This is a genomic window from Tahibacter sp., from assembly GCF_032229445.1.
Taxonomy (GTDB): domain Bacteria; phylum Pseudomonadota; class Gammaproteobacteria; order Xanthomonadales; family Rhodanobacteraceae; genus Tahibacter.
Genome location: NZ_JAVTWC010000115.1, coordinates 153,667 through 173,013 on the forward strand (window position 1 = coordinate 153,667; position 19,347 = coordinate 173,013).

Annotated in this window: 12 protein-coding genes, 1 pseudogene and 1 riboswitch; of the genes and pseudogenes, 1 reads left to right on the plus strand and 12 read right to left on the minus strand. The window is 66.9% G+C overall.

The annotated features are described in order from the left end of the window. Positions 1-2: 2 nt before the first annotated feature. The 3 genes from RUU78_RS21720 to RUU78_RS21730 all read right to left on the minus strand — a co-directional run bounded on the left by RUU78_RS21720 (position 3) and on the right by RUU78_RS21730 (position 4,183). Positions 3-2,318, minus strand: coding sequence for a CSLREA domain-containing protein (locus RUU78_RS21720; RefSeq protein ID WP_313919815.1), 2,316 nt, complete (start codon positions 2,316-2,318; stop codon positions 3-5). Between the two features lie 134 nt (positions 2,319-2,452). Next, positions 2,453-3,007 carry a response regulator gene (locus tag RUU78_RS21725; protein WP_313919817.1) on the minus strand — a complete coding sequence of 185 codons (555 nt, stop codon included), beginning with the start codon at positions 3,005-3,007 and terminating at the stop codon, positions 2,453-2,455. Between the two features lie 24 nt (positions 3,008-3,031). Next, positions 3,032-4,183: an ATP-binding protein gene (locus tag RUU78_RS21730; RefSeq protein WP_313919819.1), complete on the minus strand. Its 1,152-nt coding sequence runs from the start codon at positions 4,181-4,183 to the stop codon at positions 3,032-3,034. Between the two features lie 400 nt (positions 4,184-4,583). Next, positions 4,584-4,679, plus strand: a riboswitch (glycine riboswitch). 39 nt (positions 4,680-4,718) lie between these two features. Between RUU78_RS21730 and gcvP the strand changes: the two genes are divergently transcribed. Further along, positions 4,719-7,589, plus strand: coding sequence for an aminomethyl-transferring glycine dehydrogenase (gene gcvP / locus RUU78_RS21735; RefSeq protein ID WP_313919820.1), 2,871 nt, complete (start codon positions 4,719-4,721; stop codon positions 7,587-7,589). Between the two features lie 102 nt (positions 7,590-7,691). Here the strand turns inward: gcvP and RUU78_RS21740 are convergent, their stop codons facing one another. From RUU78_RS21740 to RUU78_RS21780, 9 genes and pseudogenes are all read right to left on the minus strand, one after another. Next, the gene (locus tag RUU78_RS21740; RefSeq protein ID WP_313919822.1) at positions 7,692-8,624 is read right to left on the minus strand and encodes a sugar kinase; all 933 of its coding nucleotides are present in this window, start codon (positions 8,622-8,624) and stop codon (positions 7,692-7,694) included. A 2-nt stretch (positions 8,625-8,626) separates the two neighbouring features. Then, positions 8,627-9,658: an SPFH domain-containing protein gene (locus RUU78_RS21745; protein WP_313919823.1), complete on the minus strand. Its 1,032-nt coding sequence runs from the start codon at positions 9,656-9,658 to the stop codon at positions 8,627-8,629. 389 nt (positions 9,659-10,047) lie between these two features. Continuing rightward, on the minus strand, positions 10,048-10,917 hold the full coding sequence (locus tag RUU78_RS21750; protein ID WP_313919824.1) for a hypothetical protein: 870 nt from the start codon (positions 10,915-10,917) through the stop codon (positions 10,048-10,050). Further along, positions 10,914-11,549: a CGNR zinc finger domain-containing protein gene (locus tag RUU78_RS21755; RefSeq protein WP_313919825.1), complete on the minus strand. Its 636-nt coding sequence runs from the start codon at positions 11,547-11,549 to the stop codon at positions 10,914-10,916. The genes RUU78_RS21750 and RUU78_RS21755 overlap by 4 nt, the downstream gene beginning before the upstream one ends. Before the next feature lie 69 nt (positions 11,550-11,618). Continuing rightward, a complete protein-coding gene (locus tag RUU78_RS21760) occupies positions 11,619-11,945 on the minus strand; it encodes a hypothetical protein (protein WP_313919832.1) in 327 nt (108 codons plus the stop codon). 76 nt (positions 11,946-12,021) lie between these two features. Then, positions 12,022-12,180, minus strand: a pseudogene (locus RUU78_RS21765) (hypothetical protein); the annotation flags it as partial. 437 nt (positions 12,181-12,617) lie between these two features. After that, the gene (locus RUU78_RS21770) at positions 12,618-16,043 is read right to left on the minus strand and encodes a PKD domain-containing protein (protein WP_313919826.1); all 3,426 of its coding nucleotides are present in this window, start codon (positions 16,041-16,043) and stop codon (positions 12,618-12,620) included. Positions 16,044-16,867: 824 nt separating this feature from the next. Next, positions 16,868-18,247, minus strand: coding sequence for a HAMP domain-containing sensor histidine kinase (locus tag RUU78_RS21775; protein WP_313919828.1), 1,380 nt, complete (start codon positions 18,245-18,247; stop codon positions 16,868-16,870). Next, positions 18,228-18,905 carry a response regulator transcription factor gene (locus RUU78_RS21780; RefSeq protein WP_313919829.1) on the minus strand — a complete coding sequence of 226 codons (678 nt, stop codon included), beginning with the start codon at positions 18,903-18,905 and terminating at the stop codon, positions 18,228-18,230. The genes RUU78_RS21775 and RUU78_RS21780 overlap by 20 nt, the downstream gene beginning before the upstream one ends. Positions 18,906-19,347: the final 442 nt, after the last annotated feature.

The following is a 19,347-nucleotide window of genomic DNA, read 5'->3' on the forward strand; positions in this document are numbered from 1 at the left end:
GCTCACTCACCGACGTATTCGCTGCCAAACCCGTCGGCGAATATCAGTTCGGAGAGGCCCTCGACCGCGCCGCCGGTGCAGAACTGCGCGACGGCACCGGGTCTTTCGCTGGAAAACATATCGGTCTTCTCGAAGCGTGCATCCGGCAGCACGCAATCGTTGCGCGGTACACCCTCGAGGGCCGGATTGCCCGGCTGCACGCCGACGTAAGGCATTGCGTAGCCGATCATGCCGACGGACGACAGCGGAGCGTTCACGCCGATCTGGTTGCCGGTCGTGTCGCCCGACATGGGGCAACCATTGGTGCCGGCGACACCGATGATGTTGTAACCGGCGGACGACACGCTCTGGGCCGAGCCCGCGGCGCAGTCCGGGTATGTCGCGCCGACACCGGAGTCGCGATTGCCGGCCGAGATGATGCCAGTCAGAACGACCGAGCCGTCGGCCTCGAAGCCGCCGCCAGACGTCGCCGAGCGATTGCGCGTGACCGTCGAATAGGCAAAATCGGCGACCCGCGAATTGGAGAATCGCACGCCGGCGGCACGGCCGCCGCTGGTGTTGTCAGCGAACAGCGTGTTGCTGACCGTCAGCGGATCGCCTTGGGACAGCAGCGCGCCGCCGCCGTCCTCGTCGGCCGAATTGCGCGTGAACGCGCTGCGTGTGATGCGTGCGGTCGCGCCTGACGAGGAATCGATGAAGTTCAGCCCACCGCCGTAGCCGGTCGTGTGATTGCGATCGAACCAGACCTGATCGATGGTCGTGTTCCCGACCGCGCGCAGGCGCATGCCGCCGCCGCCGGTGACCCCCGACGACGTGGCCGTGTGGTTGCCGCCCATGATGCGCAGGCCGAACAGCCCGATCGGCACGTTGAGGCCGGAGTTGCTCGACGTGTCGAACACGCGGTCGCCCGTGGTGTTGCGGATGATCACGCGATCGGCACCGCTGCCGATCAGCACGCGCGCGGCGCGATCCAGACCTTTCAGGTCCAGATCGCCGGTTTCGCCGAGATCCTCGTCGGCGCCGGGAATGTTGAGTTCGTAGACACCGTCACGCACGTCGATGACGGCGAACTGGTCGCTTGCGCCGGCTTCCTGGATCGCAGCGCGCAGGGTGCACCCGCCCAGCGTGCTCAGGCAGACGCCGTTGCCGACGTTGCTGTCCTCTGCGTCGGCGGTGTTGGTGACGACATAGGTATAGCGCAGCTCGAACGCGCCGCGATCGCATTCCATGCGCGCGACGCCGCGCTGATCGGACGAGGGGCAGCGCGCGTCCGTACCGTCGAACGGCGGCGGCGAGCCGGTGCCGATGACCGGGCTGTCTTTCATCAGCACGTGCACGGGTGTGCCGCGGCCGGCATCGACCAGCGTGGACAGTCGTGGGTCTTCCTGACGGTCACTGGTCCGGAACGGCGTGAACGGACAGTCGCGTCTCATATAGGAGTTATAGCCGCCGCTGGCTGCGGTGATCGAACAGCGCAGATCGGCCGCGGCGTCGTTGAGGCCCCCCTGCTGGCCGTTGTTGGCGAACAGCGAGTTGTCGATCGTCGCGCTGCCGGCCGAGAAATAGGCGCCGCCGTAGGTCTCGGCTGAATTGAACGCGATCGTCACGCTCTTGAGGCTGCTGGTGCCGGACGAGGACAGCCCGCCGCCGAGCGACGTCGAGCGGTTTTCGCTGATCGTCGCGTTGACGAGCTTCAGCGTGCCCGAGCTGTGGATGCCGCCGCCCAGGCCGTTAGCGACGTTACGCGTCACGGCGCTTTCGATCACCTGTACGTCGCCGGCGGCTGCCGTTGCATAGATACCGCCGCCGATACGCCCGGTGTTGTCCGCAATATGGCTGCGTCGCACGATGAGCGTCTCGCCGCGCATGCGGATGCCGCCGCCGTCGCCGTTGCCCGAGTCACCGCCGCGTACCGTGAGATCGAGCAGAAAGAGCTGACTGTCCGCGCTGCTGGCGACGTCGATGACGCGATCCAGCCCCGCGCCGTCGAGCGTCGTGCGCTGTGCCCCCACGCCCTGCACAATGATGATGCTGTTGCCGGAGACATCGAAGTCGCCGGTTGCATTCGCATCTTCGTTGGCGCCTGCGCGCGTGATCGAGTAGGTCGATCCGCTGAGCTGGATCGTGTCGAGCAGCGCGGAACCGGCGATACAGCCGCCGAACGCGGCATCGGTGATGGCGGCTTGCAGCGCTTCGCGCAGGCTGCAGTCCTCCGCGTCCTCCCCGAATTCATCGGTCGACGTCGTGACCGTGATGGTCGCGGCCTGCGCGACCGAGCCCAGCGCGAAGCTGGCCAGCATGACGAGACGAAGTAGCATGGGGCGACCCGCTGATTGCCGGAGACATAGCGGAGAACGCCAAAGCGGTGCCAAAGGGGACAAGCGAGGATCGCGCATCCGCGTACCGCAGACCCCGCTGCGGCCGGCCGGCGATGGCTCTGGCACTACTCCGCTTACAGATCGTCCTCGTCGATATAGATCGCGCCGGTCTCGTCGCGCTCCAGACGCGTGATGCCCGGATGCTCCATCTCTAGCCGGTGCAGTTCGGCCGCGTGCCGTTCGAGCTGGCCGCGCTGCGAACGCACGAGATCGGCGAGGCGCTGGTTCTCGAGGATCACGGCGCGGTAGTGCAGCGCCTGCACCACAGCCATGCGCAGGTCGTTGTCGTCCCAGGGCTTGGGGATGAACCGGAAGATGCGCGCCTGGTTCACTGCGTTGACGATGGCCTCGAGGTCGGCGTAGCCGCTCATGAGGATACGTGCGATGTTGGGCTGGCGTGCGCCGATCTCGGCGAGCAGGTCCACGCCGTTGATGCCGGGCATGCGCAGGTCGGAGATCACGAGATCGAAATTCTCGTCCACCGCGAGCTGCAGCGCGTCGTCGGGACTGTTGGCCGGGATCAGCTCCAGGCGTTCGCCGTCGAGCATGCTGGTCGGTATGTTCGACAGGTTGCGGCGCAGTGCGGTGAGGATGTTCGGTTCGTCGTCGACGATGAGCACGCGGTACATGGAGGTTCTCCTGGCGGGCGGTAGTCAGGTCTGCCGCTGCGGCAGGGTAATGCGGAACGTGGTGCCGCGGCCGGGTGGGCTGTCGACGGCGATGTCGCCGCCGTGCTTGCGCACGATGCCATAGGAGATGGACAGGCCCAGGCCGGTGCCTTTGCCGACCGGCTTGGTAGTGAAGAACGGATCGAAGATGCGCTTGAGGTTGTCCGGCGCGATGCCGCTGCCATTGTCGCCGATCTCGATCCAGACCTTGTCCGGCTCGATACCGGTGCGGACCACGATCTCGCCGTGCTGCTCGATTGCCTGGGCCGCGTTCACCAGCATGTTCACGAATACCTGATTCATCTGCGAGGGCAGGCATTCGACCAGCGGCAGGTTGCCGTATTCCTTGCGCACGTCGGCCTTGTACTTGATCTCGTTCCAGACGATACCGAGCGTGCTGTCCAGGCCGCGGTGCAGGTCATACAGCGACCAGGTTTCCATGCGGTCGACGCGCGAGAAGTCGCGCAGGTCCTGCACGATGCGGCGCACCCGGTCGATGCCTTCGCGCGACTCGGCCAGCAGCGGCGGCAGATCCTGCACGAGAAAGGCGAAATCGATCGCGCGCTTGCGCTCTGCGACCTCGGCGCGACGCTCGGTGGTCATCGGTCCGTGCTGTGAGAGGGCCGCTTCGTAGCACTCGATCAGCCCGAACAGGTTGTTGAGGTACTCCTGCAGCGTGCCGAGGTTGGAGTGGATGTAGCCGATAGGGTTGTTGATCTCGTGCGCGATGCCCGCGGCGAGCTGGCCCAGCGAGGCCATCTTTTCCGACTGCACGAGCTGTTCCTGCACCGTGTTGAGACGGGCCAGCGCCATCTCCAGCTCGTTGCTGTCGCGTGGCAGATTCTCGGCCGGCTCGTAGTCGAGCAGCATCACGAGCGCACTTGTGACGGACTCGTCCGTAGCCAGCGGCACGACGACGGAGCGGCTGCTGGCATCGGCCTGGCAGCGTTCCACGAGGTCACGCAGGCACAGTTCCGGATTGCCCTGCCCGCCGGCGAGGTTTTCCGCCAGGCGCAAAGCGGCGGAGTTCGCATGCACGATGGCCGCGTCGCGCAACAGCACCAGAGGTTCGCTGATTGCGTCCAGCGCGGTGTGCAGACGTGTGGTTTGCAGACGTGATGGTGGGGATAGAGGCATGGCGCGTTTCGGACCCTGATTCCGGCTGGCGTGCCGGGGTGGATTTTTAGTCATTTGCGAAGAAAAGGAAATGAGCCGTTTGTGATGACCCGCAGTCTGCCGCGTGCATCCTTTGAAGCGAGCGGGGAGTTCGGAAGCAACCGGGCAGTGAGAAACGAGTGAGAGCCTGGGTTTCCGTGCATCAGCCGGGGCGCGGACGGGATCTTCGCCGTGTGCGCCGGCGCGGCGCTGGATGAGGCATTGCGAACGCCCGGGAATTGCCGCACGGTTGAGGCCGCCGGCTCGCGCGCTTACCGCGCCCGGGGCTATACTCGGCAGCTACGCACCCGGTGGGAGAAGCGGCTGACCCCGCTGCCGAAGGCGCAACGCCCGTAATCGCTCAGGCTCCCATACCACCGCGCGCGAACACTCTGGAGAGACCGGTACAAACCGGCGCCGAAGGGGCAAGAAGCGACCTCGCTTCCAAACTCTCAGGCAAAAGGACAGAGGGGCGCCCCGACGTGCGGCCTGCGCGTCGTTTTCGGACGTTCCTACCATGAGCCAGAACACCCGTCCCTCCCTGCGCGAGCTGGAGCATCACGACGCTTTCCTCGAGCGCCACATCGGCCCGAACGATGTCGAGATCGCGCACATGCTCGACACCATCGGCCATGCCTCGCTCGACGCGCTGACCGATGCGATCGTGCCGGCCTCGATCAAGTCCGCCGCCCCGCTGGCCCTGCCCAGCCCGGTCAGCGAAGTCGAGGCCATCGCCCAGATCCGCGCGATCGCGGACCGGAACCAGGTGTTCCGCAGCTTCATCGGCCAGGGGTACTACGGCACCCACACGCCCAACGTCATCCTGCGCAACATTCTCGAGAACCCGGCCTGGTACACGGCCTATACGCCGTACCAGGCGGAAATCTCGCAGGGCCGCATGGAGGCCCTGATCAATTTTCAGACCCTCTGCGCCGACCTCACCGGCATGGAGATCGCAAACGCCTCGCTGCTCGACGAAGGCACGGCCGCGGCCGAAGCCATGACCCTGGCCAGGCGTTCGTCCAAGTCCCGCTCCAACACCTTCTTCGTCTCGCGCGGCGTGCATCCGCAGACGCTGGAACTGCTGCAGACCCGCGCCGAACCGCTCGGCATCGTGCTGCACGTCGGCGACGACAGCGAGGCGGCCGGCCTCGACGCGTTCGGCGTGCTGCTGCAATACCCCAATACCTTCGGCCAGATCCACGACTACGCCGCGCTGTCCGACGCGGTGCATGCGCGCGGCGGTCTCGTCGCGGTCGCGACCGATCTGCTCGCGCTGACGCTGATCGCCGCGCCGGGCGAGTGGGGCGCGGACATCGTCGTCGGCAACAGCCAGCGCTTCGGCGTGCCGTTCGGCTTCGGCGGTCCGCATGCGGCCTTCATGGCCTGCCGCGATGCCTACAAGCGCTCGATGCCGGGCCGCCTGATCGGCGTATCGGTCGATGCCGGTGGCAAGCCTGCCTACCGCCTGACGCTGCAGACGCGCGAACAGCACATCCGCCGCGAGAAGGCCACCTCGAACATCTGCACCGCGCAGGTGCTGCTCGCCGTGATGGCCAGCATGTACGCGGTCTACCACGGCCCGGAAGGGCTGATCCGCATCGCCACGCGCGTGCATCGGCTGAGTGCGGTGCTGGCCGCGGCGCTGCGTTCGGCCGGCGTCACCGTCGGACCCGATTTCTTCGACACGCTGCACGTCGTCGGCATCGATGCCGATGCGATTCTGGCCAAGGCCGAGGCCGCGCGTATCAACCTGCGCCGCATCGACGCGCAGAGCGTCGGCATCAGTCTCGACGAAACCGCGACGCGCGCGGAGGTCGTCGTGCTGGCCGGGCTGTTCGGCGCCAGCATCGCCGACATCGATGCGCTCGACGCGGCCACGGCCGACGCGCTGCCGGCCGCCCTCAAGCGCACCAGCACGTTCCTGCAGCATCCGGTATTCAACACACACCACAGCGAACATGAGTTGCTGCGCTACCTGCGCACGCTGGCCGACAAGGATCTCGCGCTCGACCGAACCATGATTCCGCTGGGCAGCTGCACCATGAAGCTCAATGCCACCGCCGAAATGATTCCGGTCACCTGGCCCGAGTTCGGCAATATCCATCCGCTGGCGCCGGCTTCACAGACCCAAGGCTACAAGGCCCTGATCGACAGCCTCGAGGCCATGCTGGTCGAATGCACCGGCTACGACGCGGTCAGCCTGCAGCCGAATTCCGGCGCGCAGGGCGAATACGCCGGGCTGCTCGCGATCCGTGCGTATCACCGTTCGCGTGGCGAGGCCCATCGCGATATCTGCCTGATCCCCGATTCGGCTCACGGCACCAATCCGGCGTCGGCGCAGATGTGCGGCATGACCGTGGTCGTGACCAAGACCGATGCCAACGGCAACGTCGATGTCGAGGACATCCGCCGCAACGCCGAGAAATACAGCAGCCGCCTCGCCGCGATCATGATGACGTACCCGTCCACACACGGCGTGTTCGAGGAGGAAGTGGTCGAGATCTGCGAGATCATCCATGCGCACGGCGGCCAGGTGTATACCGACGGCGCCAACATGAACGCGCTGGTCGGCGTGGCCAAGCCGGGCAAGTGGGGCTCGGACGTGTCGCACCTCAACCTGCACAAGACCTTCTGCATCCCGCACGGCGGCGGTGGCCCCGGCGTCGGTCCCTGCGCGGTCAAGTCACACCTCGCGCCGTTCCTGCCGCGCACGCTCGGCGCCGAAGGCGATGTCGGCATGGTCAGCGCGGCGAACTTCGGTTCCGCCTCGATCCTGCCGATCTCGTGGATGTACGTCACGCTGATGGGCGCGGCCGGCCTGCGCAAGGCGACCCAGGTCGCGCTGCTCAACGCCAACTACGTCGCCAAGCGCCTCGCGCCGCACTACGAGACGCTGTACATGGGCCGCAACGGCCTCGTCGCGCACGAATGCATCCTCGATCTGCGTCCGCTCAAGGACGCCACCGGCATCAGCGCCGAGGACGTGGCCAAGCGTCTCATCGATTTCGGCTTCCACGCGCCGACCCTGAGCTTCCCGGTCGCGGGCACGCTGATGGTCGAACCGACCGAGAGCGAATCGCAGCATGAACTCGACCGCTTCATCGACGCGATGATCGCGATCCGCGAGGAAATCCGCGCGGTGGAAGAGGGCAAGCTCGACCGCGAGGACAACCCGCTCAAGCACGCGCCTCACACCGCGACCGCGGTCTGCGGCAGCGAGTGGACCCATGCCTACCCGCGCGAACTCGCCGCGTTTCCGCTGGCCGTGTTGCGGCAGCAGAAATACTGGCCGCCGGTCGCGCGCGTCGACAACGTCTACGGCGACAAGAACATCATGTGCGCCTGCATTCCAATCGAGGCCTACAAGGAAACCGCCGACGCGTAAGCGCCGCATTTGGGTAACCCGGAAAAATGCTCGATCGAACCCGGCCAGACGCCTGCAGCGCAGGCGCCTGGCCGGGCGGGAGCGGCAGCATAAACGGCTGCCTCAGATCACCAGCATGCCCTCGCGGGCGGCGAGCTTCACGTCGGCGATGGCGCCCGAGTTGAACGCCAGATAGTCGTGCTCGACGCCGTCGCTGAAAATGACGCCGTAGTCCGGCATCTGCGAGGTCAGCCGCAATACGTCTGCGGTTCCCACGCGTCCGAACACCAGCGTCGCTTGCGAGTTCCGGCTCGGGAACGGCTCGCGTACGGTGAAGTAGAGAAACTTTGACTCCCACGCGAAACCGGTCTGCTGCAACGCGGCCAGCTCGCCGGAACCGGTCAGTCCCGTCATGCCGATGGCGCCGGTGACGAGACTGCGGAACCAGCCCGTGGATCCCAGTCCAGTGGAGACGATGATGCCGCTGGAGGAGTGAGATTCGGTCCGGCCGTCGATCTCGATGGTATAGCGCGCCGACACGTGCGAGCGGGGGCCGATGAACAGGTCGTTGACCGCATGCAGTTCCTGTCCGTCGTTCAGCCGTACGCAGGCCATGGTGATCGAACGTGTCGCCCGCTTGCGCGCCAGCGCTTCCGGCACCACCAGGCGAAGATCGGATACGGCAAACGGCAGCAGCAGGCCGTCCCAGCGCGTGCGGTCCGGATTCACGCCGATGACGGGCTGGCCGTTGAGGTACTTCAACGTGTTCGCGACGAGGCCGTCCTGGCCGACAACGACCACCAGACAGTCCGGCGGAAACAGGAAATTGGGCACCAGGCTGCGCTCCAGTCGCTGCACGCGTCCGAATCGGGAAAGCACGGCCTCGGCCTGTTCGACGGCGTGCCGATACGTGACCTGTTCGGCTTCGTAGTCGGAGAAGTCTGCGCCCATGTGCTCGACATAGAAGCGGGCCTGCTCGACCGTGTTGAGCCGGGCGACCAGGTCTTCGAGCCGCGTGCGCCGCGTCACCAGAATGATCCGGTGCTGCAGGGACATGCTCATTTTCTCGACGGTGCGGCGGCCGGGCGGGTGAGCTGCTGCAACAGGTCCGGCGAGATGTTGAGTTCGCCGATCTTGCTGGCGTTCTGCGCCAGCTCCTGGAAGGCCGCCGCGATGATGGTGCCTGGCTCCGCGCTGCCCAGCGCGAGCGCCTGCAGCACCTTCGGGTCGACGCCGCTGACCGTTCTGACCAGGGCGTTCATGGCGTAGGCCTTGGCGTCGGCATCGCGTTTCGCATTGGCGACGCGCAGTTCGGTGAGCGCTTCGTTTTCTTTCTCGTGCACGATGCTGCCCTGCATTTCCTGAGCCTGGATCTGCAACCGCTTCTCGAGCACAGCGCGCTCGGCGTCCATCTGGGTTTCACGAATCTGACGCTTCTTGGTTTCGACGGCGATCTCGGTATTGAGCTCGTTCTCCTTGATCGCACGCTCCTGCTCGATCGCCGCGTTGCGCCGCAGGTACAGGGCGTCGTCGGCTTCCTTGAGAATCTGTTCGCGGACCTTGGCCTCCAGGGCGCGGGCGGTGTCCGGCGTGGGCTTGATCGCGAGTATCGCCAGGCTGACCAGCTCCAGCCCGAGGCTGGGCAGCCCGTCTGGCCGGCGCAAGCCCTCGCGCACCGTCTGCACGAGGCCTTCCGAGCCGCGCAGCAGATCCTGCAGCGTCAGTCCCTGCAGGCCGGCGCGTAGCTGTACCTGCACGGTGTTGACGACGCGCTGCGGCAGCTTGACCGGATCTTCCGACACGTAGTCGGCGCCGTTCGGCTTGAGGGTGAAATTCATCAGCGTCGCCAGCACCCGAGGCTCGGCGACACGGTAGGTGACCTGGCCTTGTACGGTCACCTCCTGAAAGTCCGCGCTCACCTCGCGAAACATGAAGGGCACATCCACGCTTTCCATCGGAATGGAAACCAGCGAGGCGCTGGGCGCGAAATAGAAAAAGGCCAGGCCTGCGCCCTCGCGAATGGCCTGGCCATTACGGAACTGGATCAGATAGGTCGTGGGACTGGCCTTGGCGTAGCGGAAGCCGAACATGGGACGATTCCTCGAAAATTTTTCCGGCGTCGACGGGGTGACCCATGCGTCCCCGGTACGCAGGGCACGACCGAACCGTCACAGGCATTCCGCCGACGCGTGGTGTGAACTACGCCGCCAGGGCGGGCTCACGGAAAGCCGGATAGTAGACCGCTTTGGCGTTGGCCTGGAGGCGTTTCGCGCACGGCTCGCGTGTGGCGATGCGGTGTCAGAACTCCAGGCCGTCGGTGCAGCGCTGCCGCCCTGCAGCCGCGCGACGCCGTAGTCGAAATCCTTGGCGCTGCCCGGCAGGTTCGGCGCCCACAGGCGTGCGCCGGCCAGCGGGATGCGTCCGCGGTCGAGCGTGAGCCGGCCGTCGGTGCCTGACAGACGACCGCGTGGATAGTCCGTCAGTCGGCGCTGCAGCGCGGCGGCCAGGACGTGTCGGCACCGGTTTCGAGTTTGGCCAGGAACAATTCGCCCGAGCGCGCGCCGTCGGCCTGGGCGAACAGCAGGCGCCTGCCGTCGGGCGAGTGCAGCGGTCCGACCTGGAACACCGCATCGGACGCCGGCACCTGGCCCTGTTCGATCCAGCTCGTACCGTCGTGCCGATAGCGGTACAGATGCGAGCGCGTGCCGCGGTTTGCGACGACGATGAGGCGCGTGCCATCGCGGGAAATGTCCGCCTCGTATTCGTAGGCGCTGGTGCTCACGGCTGGACCGGCGTTGTCGACGCGCCACGCGCCGTTGGCCAGCGGCGTCGCGATGTAGATGTCGCCCTGGCCGTGTCCGCCGGGCCGGTCGGAGCCGAAGAACAGGCGGCCGTCGGCGGTTTCGCGCGGCATCAGTTCCGACGCGGCCGAGTTGACCGGCTCGGGCAGCCGTTGTGGTTCGCCCCAGTCGCCGTCGTCGCGGCGGACCACGCGCCAGATGTCGAGCGCATCGCCGCCATCGCGGTTCTGCCGCGTGGAGACGAAATACAGGCGCTTGCCATCGGCGGAGACGAAGGGATCGGCATCGAGCCCCGGCGGCTTCGCGGCGAAGCGTGGTGCCTGCGGCGTCGACCATGCGCCGTTCTCGCAGCGTGACCGCAGGATGCGCCACTGCGCGAACTGCGGGTTGCTGCGCATGAAATACAGCTCGCGTCCGTCGGGCGTGAATGTCGGCGAGGATTCGTACTGGTCACTGGCCACGGGAGACGTTGCCCAGCGTCGGGGTGCGCTGTCGCTGCCCGCCGCAGCCTGCAGCACAACAGCGGCCAGGACGAGTGCGATGTTCACGCGGAGTGCCGCGCCGACGGCGCCTTGCGCTGCTGGAACCGCTGTGACTTCGCGGTATTGCCGCAGGTCGCCATGTCGCACCAGCGGCGCCGGCCACTCTTGGAGGTGTCGAGGAACACCCAGCCGCAGTCGCGCCCGTCGCAGACGCGCAGGCGCTGCAGTTCGGCCTCCTCCAGCAGCGCGATCGCGTGCATCGCAACGACATGGGTGATGAGGTCGAGCTGCGAACGCTGCACGTTCCAGCAGCGGTGCAGGCGGCCGTCGCGACGTACGAGCTGGGCCGCGGCTGCGGCCGCAGCCTGTGCCGCATCGAGGCGGGCGAGATCCGCCGCATCCGGCATGCGCTCGCGCAGCACGGCGTAGGTGACGGCGCAGAGCGCCTCGCGCAGCGCCTTGGCCCGCGTCAGCGCGGCCCGTGCCTTGCGCGGCTCGGCTGCCGCGAGGCGGTCCAGTGCCAGCAGATCGCGCGCGCTGAAGGCGTTGCTCTGGCGCGCCCAGCGCAACAGCGCGGGGAAATCGGGCAGCCAGTCGCGCGGCTTGCTGTCACGTGCGGTCACGGTATTGACCAGGTCCAGGGCGAGGTCGCCACCGACCATATCGGTGGGGCCGAAGGTGTGTTGTTCTATGTGCATGGCTAACCGGATAAAGCTGGTTTTCAGGTTAAGTGGCGTAGGTGAAACCGTCAATCGTGGTTTTGGCGGTCAGGCGTCGAGAAACAGGAGAGAGTGGAGAGGAGTGAGCAACGAGCAGGCGCTCGCGGCCCGTCCGATGCGGCTTTCCAAATTTCTCACTCCCCCACACTCGTTCCTGGCTACCTGCGCGTCGCCACTGTCCCAGCCGCCGCCGAGCGCGCGGATCAGCGCGACGTTCGCGCGCAGCTGGCGCGTGTCGAGATCCAGCGCCTCGCGCTGCGCGGTCAATGCGGCGGTCTGCGACTGCACGACTTCGAGATAGCTGACCGCACCTATCGCTGTCGGGTGCGAGCGCGAACGCGGAGGACGACTCGCCGACGAGGGCGGCGATCGCATGCTCGGCCACCGCGCGCTGCGTCAGCGCGCGCTGGAACGGCGTGGTGATGCGGCCGGCCATCGAGTCGGGAGGCAGGCCGGTGTATTGCCAGACCATGCGTATAAGCGGGATCCTGATTTCCGGAAAGATATCCGCCGGCGAACGCTGGGCCGCGAGCGGACCAATGAGCAGCAGCAACGCCAGCACGACAAAGGTGCACGGACGCTGCAGGGCGACGCGGACGATGCCGAGCATGGAGAAGCCGGAGAGGAATGGTGCGCCGCATTAGTATGCGTGGCACCCGCTTTTTCAAAGTGGCCCGGCGAATGAAGATTATTTTAGGAACTGTGCCCTCGCGCGACGATGCCGCAATTCGCGCCGATACGTTGCAGCGCGGCGACGAAGCGTGGATGACGCGCTTGCGGGAGAGTCGTCCTGTTGTTGCATTCGACCATCGTCTAAGTCACTGGGCATCACGGAAATCTGCGTTTTGCCGGTCGCAACCTTGCGCCGGCCGTGCGCGGTACATCCTGGTCGATGTTCGTCTGCGTCCGGAGTCCAACCGGTGATCCGCCGATTGACGGAGTGAACCAACGCAGGGCGTCAAAAAAACGGCGGGCTCCGTGGAGCCCGCCGTCGTCTGTTGCAGGTTGCCGATCCCTCGACTTCAGGCTACTCGCCTGAACCTTCGATCAGAACGTGACGCTCCAGCTGTCGATCCGGCCGACGTCGCCCGGACCGTTGTCGTTGACGCGCAGGTTCCAGGTACCGTTGAGCGCTTCGCTGGACAGGTTCAGCGTGACCGTCTTGTTGATGTTGTCGGTCCCGCCGCCGGTGCGGTTGTGGATGTTGTACAGCGTGCCGTCCGGAGCGACGAGGTCGACCTTCAGATCACCCTGGTAGGTGTGCACGATCGCGACGGTGACCGAGGCATTGCTCGGCGCATTGCCGGTGCGGCCGGACACGACGATCGGGCTGTTGACCGTGCTGTTGTCGGTGATCGTGACGTCGGTCGTGTTGGTATAGGTCTGCGTGCCGCCACCGCCGGTCGTGAAGCTGCCGGTCAGGCTGACGCCGGTGTACGCGCTGTAGCCGCGCAGCATCACGTAGTAGGTACCGGCCTGCGCCGTGGCGATGTTGCAGGTCTCTGCGTTGCCACCGAGATACGGACGGCAGTCGTAGCTGCTGGTCGTCGGGGCAGAGCCGAACTTCACGTACATGTCGACGTCGCCGGTGCCGCCGGCGGTGACGAACTTGAGGTTGCTGGCACCGGCCGGCACGGCCAGGGTCCAGGTCTGCTCGCTGTTCGCTGCACCGCTGATGCCGGTGACCGCCACGCCGTTGGTCAGCGTGTTGCCGCCCGGAGGCGCGGTGACCGTGACCGACGCGGTCCGCGTATTGCTCGCACCGGCGTTGTCGGTGACCGTCAGCGTGACCGTGTAGGTACCGGCCGCGGCGTAGGTGCGGGTCGGGTTGGTCGCGGTCGAGGTGCCGCCGTCGCCGAAGTTCCAGCTACGCGACGCGATGGTGCCGTCGGAGTCGGTGGAGGTGTCGGTGAACGTGGCCGTGAGGCCGCTCGTGCTGCTGCTGAAGTTCGCCACCGGCGCGACGTTGCCCGGGCCGCTGGACACCGTGACCGACGCGGTCCGGGTGTTGGTCGCACCGGCGTTGTCGGTGACGGTCAGCGTGACCGTGTAGGTGCCGGCCGAGGCGTAGGTCTTGCTCGGGTTGGTCGCGGTCGACGTGGTGCCGTCGCCGAAGTTCCAGGCGCGCGACGCAATGGTGCCGTCACTGTCGGTGGAGCTGTCGGTGAAATTGACGGTCAGGCCGCTCGCGCTGTTGCTGAAGTTCGCCACGGGCGCCTGGTTGCCGCCGCCGCCAGTCGATACGTTGCCGGTGACGGCCAGCGCGTACTTCTGCGGACCGGTCGGCACGTTGATGCCGCGCACGCGCACGGTATAGGCACCGGCTGCCGGGCTGGCGAAGCTGATCCGCTGAACGTTGTTGCGGTTGTCGTAGTTCGTCGTCGCCGTGCTCTGGCTCGGATTGGCGTTGCTCGCGCTGACGCCGGACGGCAGTTTCTGCGTCCAGACATCACCGTTCGGCGCAACGAGTTCCAGGCGCAGCGAGTTGACCAGCGACGGGTTCGCGCCGACGGAGGCCGCCACATCGGTCCAGGCCAGCGTGACGTTGAGTGGCTGGCCCGCGGCCACGGTCAGGCTGTGGGTGTCCTGGCCGCCGGTGGCCAGACCGGTCGGGGCGTCATGGATGTACAGCTTGTTGCCATCGCCGTTGAAGTACAGCGAATCGTCGAGCAGGATGCGGCCCCAGCCTTGCGACTGGCCTGGCGACGTGGCTGCGCCGGTGCCGGTCATCGGCATGGCGCCGGTGATCAGGATGGCCTTGACCAGCGCGCCCGAGGGATTGGCGATCGCGTTGGCGGCGACCTTCTGCCCGGTCGGGTAGAAGCCGCGCTGCAGGTATTCGCGCACGAGGGCAGCGAGGCCGGCCGCGGTCGGCGTGGCCATCGAGGTACCGCTCATGGTTGCCGTGCCGCAGGCGTTGCGGCCGGCGGAGACGATGCTGGAACCCTGTGCGGTGATGTCCGGCTTCGTGCGTGCGTCGTTGGTCGGGCCACGCGAGGAGAAGCTGGCCATCGCGTTTGCGGCGGTGCCGCGGCTCGTCGCGCCGACCGTGATCACGTTCTTCGCGTTGCCCGGGCTGCCGACGTTGTTGCCGGCCGGCGCGACGCTGCCGTCGTTGCCGGCGGCAAACAGCAGAACGAGGTCGCTGCGGTCGCGCGTGACGTTGTCGGCGTCGCGCGACTGCGCGTCATAGGTCACCGTGCACCCGGAGATGTACTGGCCGAACTGATCGACGCAGCCGCCGCCCCAGGAATTGCTGTGCAGGCGCGCGCCGTTGGCGTAGGCCGTATTGGCGGCGTGGTACGGATTGCCGCCGTGGCTGTTGAGGTAGGCGAGGTTGCCGCCGGATTCCTGCATGACGAGCTTGGCGCCCGGCGCCGTGCCGTCCAGATCGGTGTGGCCGCCCGGCGTGGTGAAATTCGTGCAGTCCACGGCGTTGGCCGGATTCTGGCCGGCGATCGAACCGGCGACATGGGTGCCATGGCCATGGTCATCGGTCGGTGTGCTGCCGCTGAGGCCCGACCACTTGTAGTAGGCGATGACCTTGCGCGCGTTGTTGTTCGGGCTTGCGATCGTCGGGCAGCTTGCGCCCGAGGTGCAGGCGTTCAGTGGTGTGGCCTGCGAGGCATCGTTGAATGCGCAGTTCGCCATGTGGATGCCGGTGTCGAGTTCGCCGACGATCTGGCCGCAGCCGTAGATGCCGCGGTCGAACACCGGACGCAGCGGCGACGGGCTGTTGACGTTGCTCTGGTGCAGCCAGTCGGCCTGGGAGTTCAGCAGCCGCATGGGCCAGCGCAGGCCGATGGCGGAGACGCCCGGGTCCGCGGCGAGCTGTTCGACGGCGGCGCGCAGGCTGGCCTGTTCAAAACGCGCGAGCAGGCGGGTTTCGTCGCCGGCGGTCACGGTATTGCTGTAGGTCAGGCCCGGCGCGCGCTGGATGGCTTCCTGCACGGCACCACGGTCGACGCCGCGGTTGAGGCTGACGACGAGTTCTTCGATACCGGCCTTTTCGATGATGTTGAGGCCGCCGATCTGCTTGGCGAGGTTTACGTCGACCTTGAACGCCGGCAGGAACGGGCCGGTCCAGAGCGCGCCGTCGATCACGATGCGCTGTCCGGTCCAGGAGGCCGGAGCGCGCACGATGAACGCGTTGTACGGCGCGTAGCCCACGATCTCGAAGCCGGCGGCCAGTACGGCGCTGCGGCGCTGTTCGGTGATGGGACCGTCGAATTTGATCAGGCGCAGCGGCGAATCCTTGAATGCCGCGACATTGGCGAGATCTTTCAGATCCGGATTGGCCAGGGTGACGTTGCCGGTGCAGACGTCCTGCTGGGCGGAGTCGAACGACACCAGGCAGCGCTCTTGATCGCCGCCGCGTGTGCCGGTGGAGCCGTCGTCGAACGGGCGGTCGGGCCCGGCCATGACGGCGGCCGACAAGGCAATGCCAATACCGATGAACAAAGTCGTACGCATCAGAAAAATTCCTTATTAGCGGCAACTGCTGCCGTCGCCGTGCCGGACCCCCGTTCGGCACATTCGACGGCGTGGATACCGGCACGGTCAGGGCCGGGCCGGAAGTGGGTCGACTGAGTGCCTGCGGGCGGCCGTCGCGCACCGGGGCTACCGGCGAGTCGTGGTGACGGTCCTGCTCGACGCTGGCGCGCAGTGATGCAGCGGTAAGGCGGACGAACGTACTTCGCGGTGGTGCACCTCCACGATCCAGGTCAGTTGGCGGGTGCCGGCGCCTTCCCAGGCGTTGGCACCGCGAAACGCACCAACCGGCGCGCCTCCCACGCAGCCGGTCAATACACACTCGTCGTCAGGCACCGATGAAGCTCAGGACCGGGCCGGCGTGCTCCGCCCTGCGATCGGCAGGGCCGACGGGCGACGACGGGAAAGCATGGGCGCAGTCGGCCGGAGACACATCGGGCAATATCTTGAAAATATATTTTTATTTCAAGTTATTGATACCAAGGCATTATTTTTTGATCGATCCGGAGTTGTCCGGTCAGCTTCACGGCGGGAACGCGGCGTTGGACGCGCGCCGGTCGCGGGCACGGCACGGGGCGGCGCGATTACCAGGCGTGCTGAGCCGGTTGGCCACACGCCTGCGCCGGGTCCGGTGGACTACCGCGGCGGCCGCTGTCGGGCGGGTCGGACACGTGAGCCGTCCGCTGCTTCCGGGCATCACGCGCCAGCGCCCGGCGACGCTGGCGCGTCCCGAGCTTGACCTCACTCCCCACCCGTCGCTGCCCAGTCGCCGGCCAAGGCGCTAGCGATCCGCCAGGCGGGCTGTGTCAGTCCGGGGCGGTCCAGCACAGCAGCGACACCTTGGCGCCGCCGCCGCCGCATTCGGTGATCTCGAGGCGGAAGCGGTGCAGCTTCACGATCGCCGCCACGATGGCGAGCCCCAGGCCATGGCCGGCTTCCGCGTGCGCGCTGGCGCTGCGGTAGAAGCGCTGCACCACGGCGTTGCGATCGACCGCGTCGATGCCGGGACCGTTGTCGATCACGTCGACGCGCGGGCCCAGCGCGCTGAGCGTCGTAAGCACGTGCACCCGGCCCTGCGGCGGGGTGAACTTGATCGCGTTGTCGACGAGGTTGGAGACGGCCTCGAACACCAGGTGCGGGTCGCCGCGCAGGCGCGGCAGCGATTCGGGTGTTTCCAGCGTGAAGGCGATCTGCTTGTCCTCGGCCAGCGGCGCGTAGATCTCGCCGACATGCTTGAGGGTCGCGCCGAGATCGACGTCGTCGAAGCCCGCACGGCGATGCAGGTCTTCCAGTTCCGAGATGCGCAGCAATGCGCGGAAACGGTCCAGCAGCGCGTCGGCGTCGGCGATGGTCGCGTCGATCAGGCCGGCGCGCGGGTCGTCCGCCGGGGTCTCGTGCTGCAGCCGGTGCAACTGTGCGCGCAGCCGGGTCAGCGGCGTGCGCAGGTCATGGGCAATGTTGTCGCAGACGCCCTTGACCTCGCCCATGAGGCGTTCGATCTCGTCGAGTATGCGGTTGACGATGCCGGCGAGCAGGTCCAGTTCGTCGCGCCGCGGCGATACGGGAAGGCGCTTGCGCAGATCGCCGCGCCGGATTGGCTCCACTGCGGTTTCCATCTCGCGCACACGACGCAGCGGATGGCGGCTCAGCAGCAGCGCGCCGATCAGTCCCGGGATCACGATCAGCGGCAGTCCCCACAGCGCGGCACCGCCGATCAGCGCGCCGACCGCGTCGACCACGCTGGTATTGCGCGTCAGCACGAGCAACTCGCCGCTGGCCAGGCGCACCGAGATGCCGCGCGCGCGCACCGGATGATGGCCTTCCACGCGCTGCACGCCGCGTTCGAGCAAATGCACCTTGCCGTCCAGCGGCAACTCGGCGGGAATTTGCGCGAGGTTGCCTGCGAGCCAGTGTCCGGACTCGTCGAACATTCCCTGCGTAAGCACGTCGCGCAGATCCAGCGCCTTGGTCACCGCGATGGCCTCGCGCAGGCGCGCACGGTCCAGCGTCATGTAGTAGCGCGACAGGTTGTCGAGCTTCAGGTCGACCACGTTGGACAGGTATTGCGTCGTGTTCCACTGGATCACGCCGATCAGCGCCACGGACCACAGCGCGAATAATCCGCCGTAGATCAGCAGCAGCCGCGTCGTGCCGGCGCGCCAGACGTCAGCGAGCTTCAAGGACATACCCCGAGCCGCGCACCGTGCGGATCAGCGCGGCGCTGCCGGGCGGATCGAGCTTGCGGCGCAGACGGCCGATATGGACTTCGATCACGTTGGTGCCGGGGTCGAAGTGATAACCCCAGACAGCCTCGAAAATCATCGTGCGCGTCAGCACCTGGCCGGACTGGCGCACGAGGAATTCGAGCAGGCGGAACTCGGTCGGCAGCAGTTCCAGTTCGGTGCCGCCGCGGCGCGCGACGCGCGCGATCAGGTCCAGCTCCAGGTCCGCCACGCGCAGGCAGGTCTCGCGCGGCCCGCCGCCGTTGCGCCGCAGCAGCACCTCGACGCGCGCGGCCATTTCGTCCGGGCTGAAGGGCTTGGTCAGATAGTCGTCGCCGCCGGCGCGCAGGCCACGCACGCGCTCGTCCACGTCCGACAGCGCGCTGATCATCAGCACCGGCGTATGCACGCCACTCTCGCGCAGGCGCGTCACGACGCTCAGGCCGTCGAGTTCGGGCAGCATGCGGTCCAGCGTGATGACGTCGTAGGCACCGTCGCGTGCGCGTTCGAAGCCGTCGCGGCCGTTCGCGGCCCAATCCACGGCCAGCCCACGGCGGGTGAGTTCAGCGACGATCTCGCCGGCGGTCACGGTGTCGTCTTCGATGGTCAGGGCACGCGGCATTGAGAGTGGGGCTGTAGCCGGACAGAGGTCCGGCTATGGTGGACGGGGTGGGGTGGGGGGTGCAAATCAGTTGCGTGTTACGTGCGGGGGATCGCCTGTGGCGGTGGAGGTGGTGGCGCTGGCCTTGGCCAAAGGCTTTCGCTCGCCTGCGCTTGTGGCCTGCGCTGCCCTGGATCAAGGGCTTTCCCACGCCTGCGGTGGCCTGGACCAAGGGCTTTCGCACGCCTGCGGCGCGCGACCTACTTTCTCTTTGAGATGCGCAAAGAGAAAGTAGGCAAAGAGAAACGCACCCCAGAAGCCGCGGTCTACGGGCATCTGGCAACTGCTCCTGCGTTGCTCTAACTCGGGCATCCATGCCCTCGCCTGCCCTCCGACTGCGCGAGGCACTCCGGGGGTTCGTCGACGGCACATCCTGTGCCGACGCCGAACTCGCGCACATCCC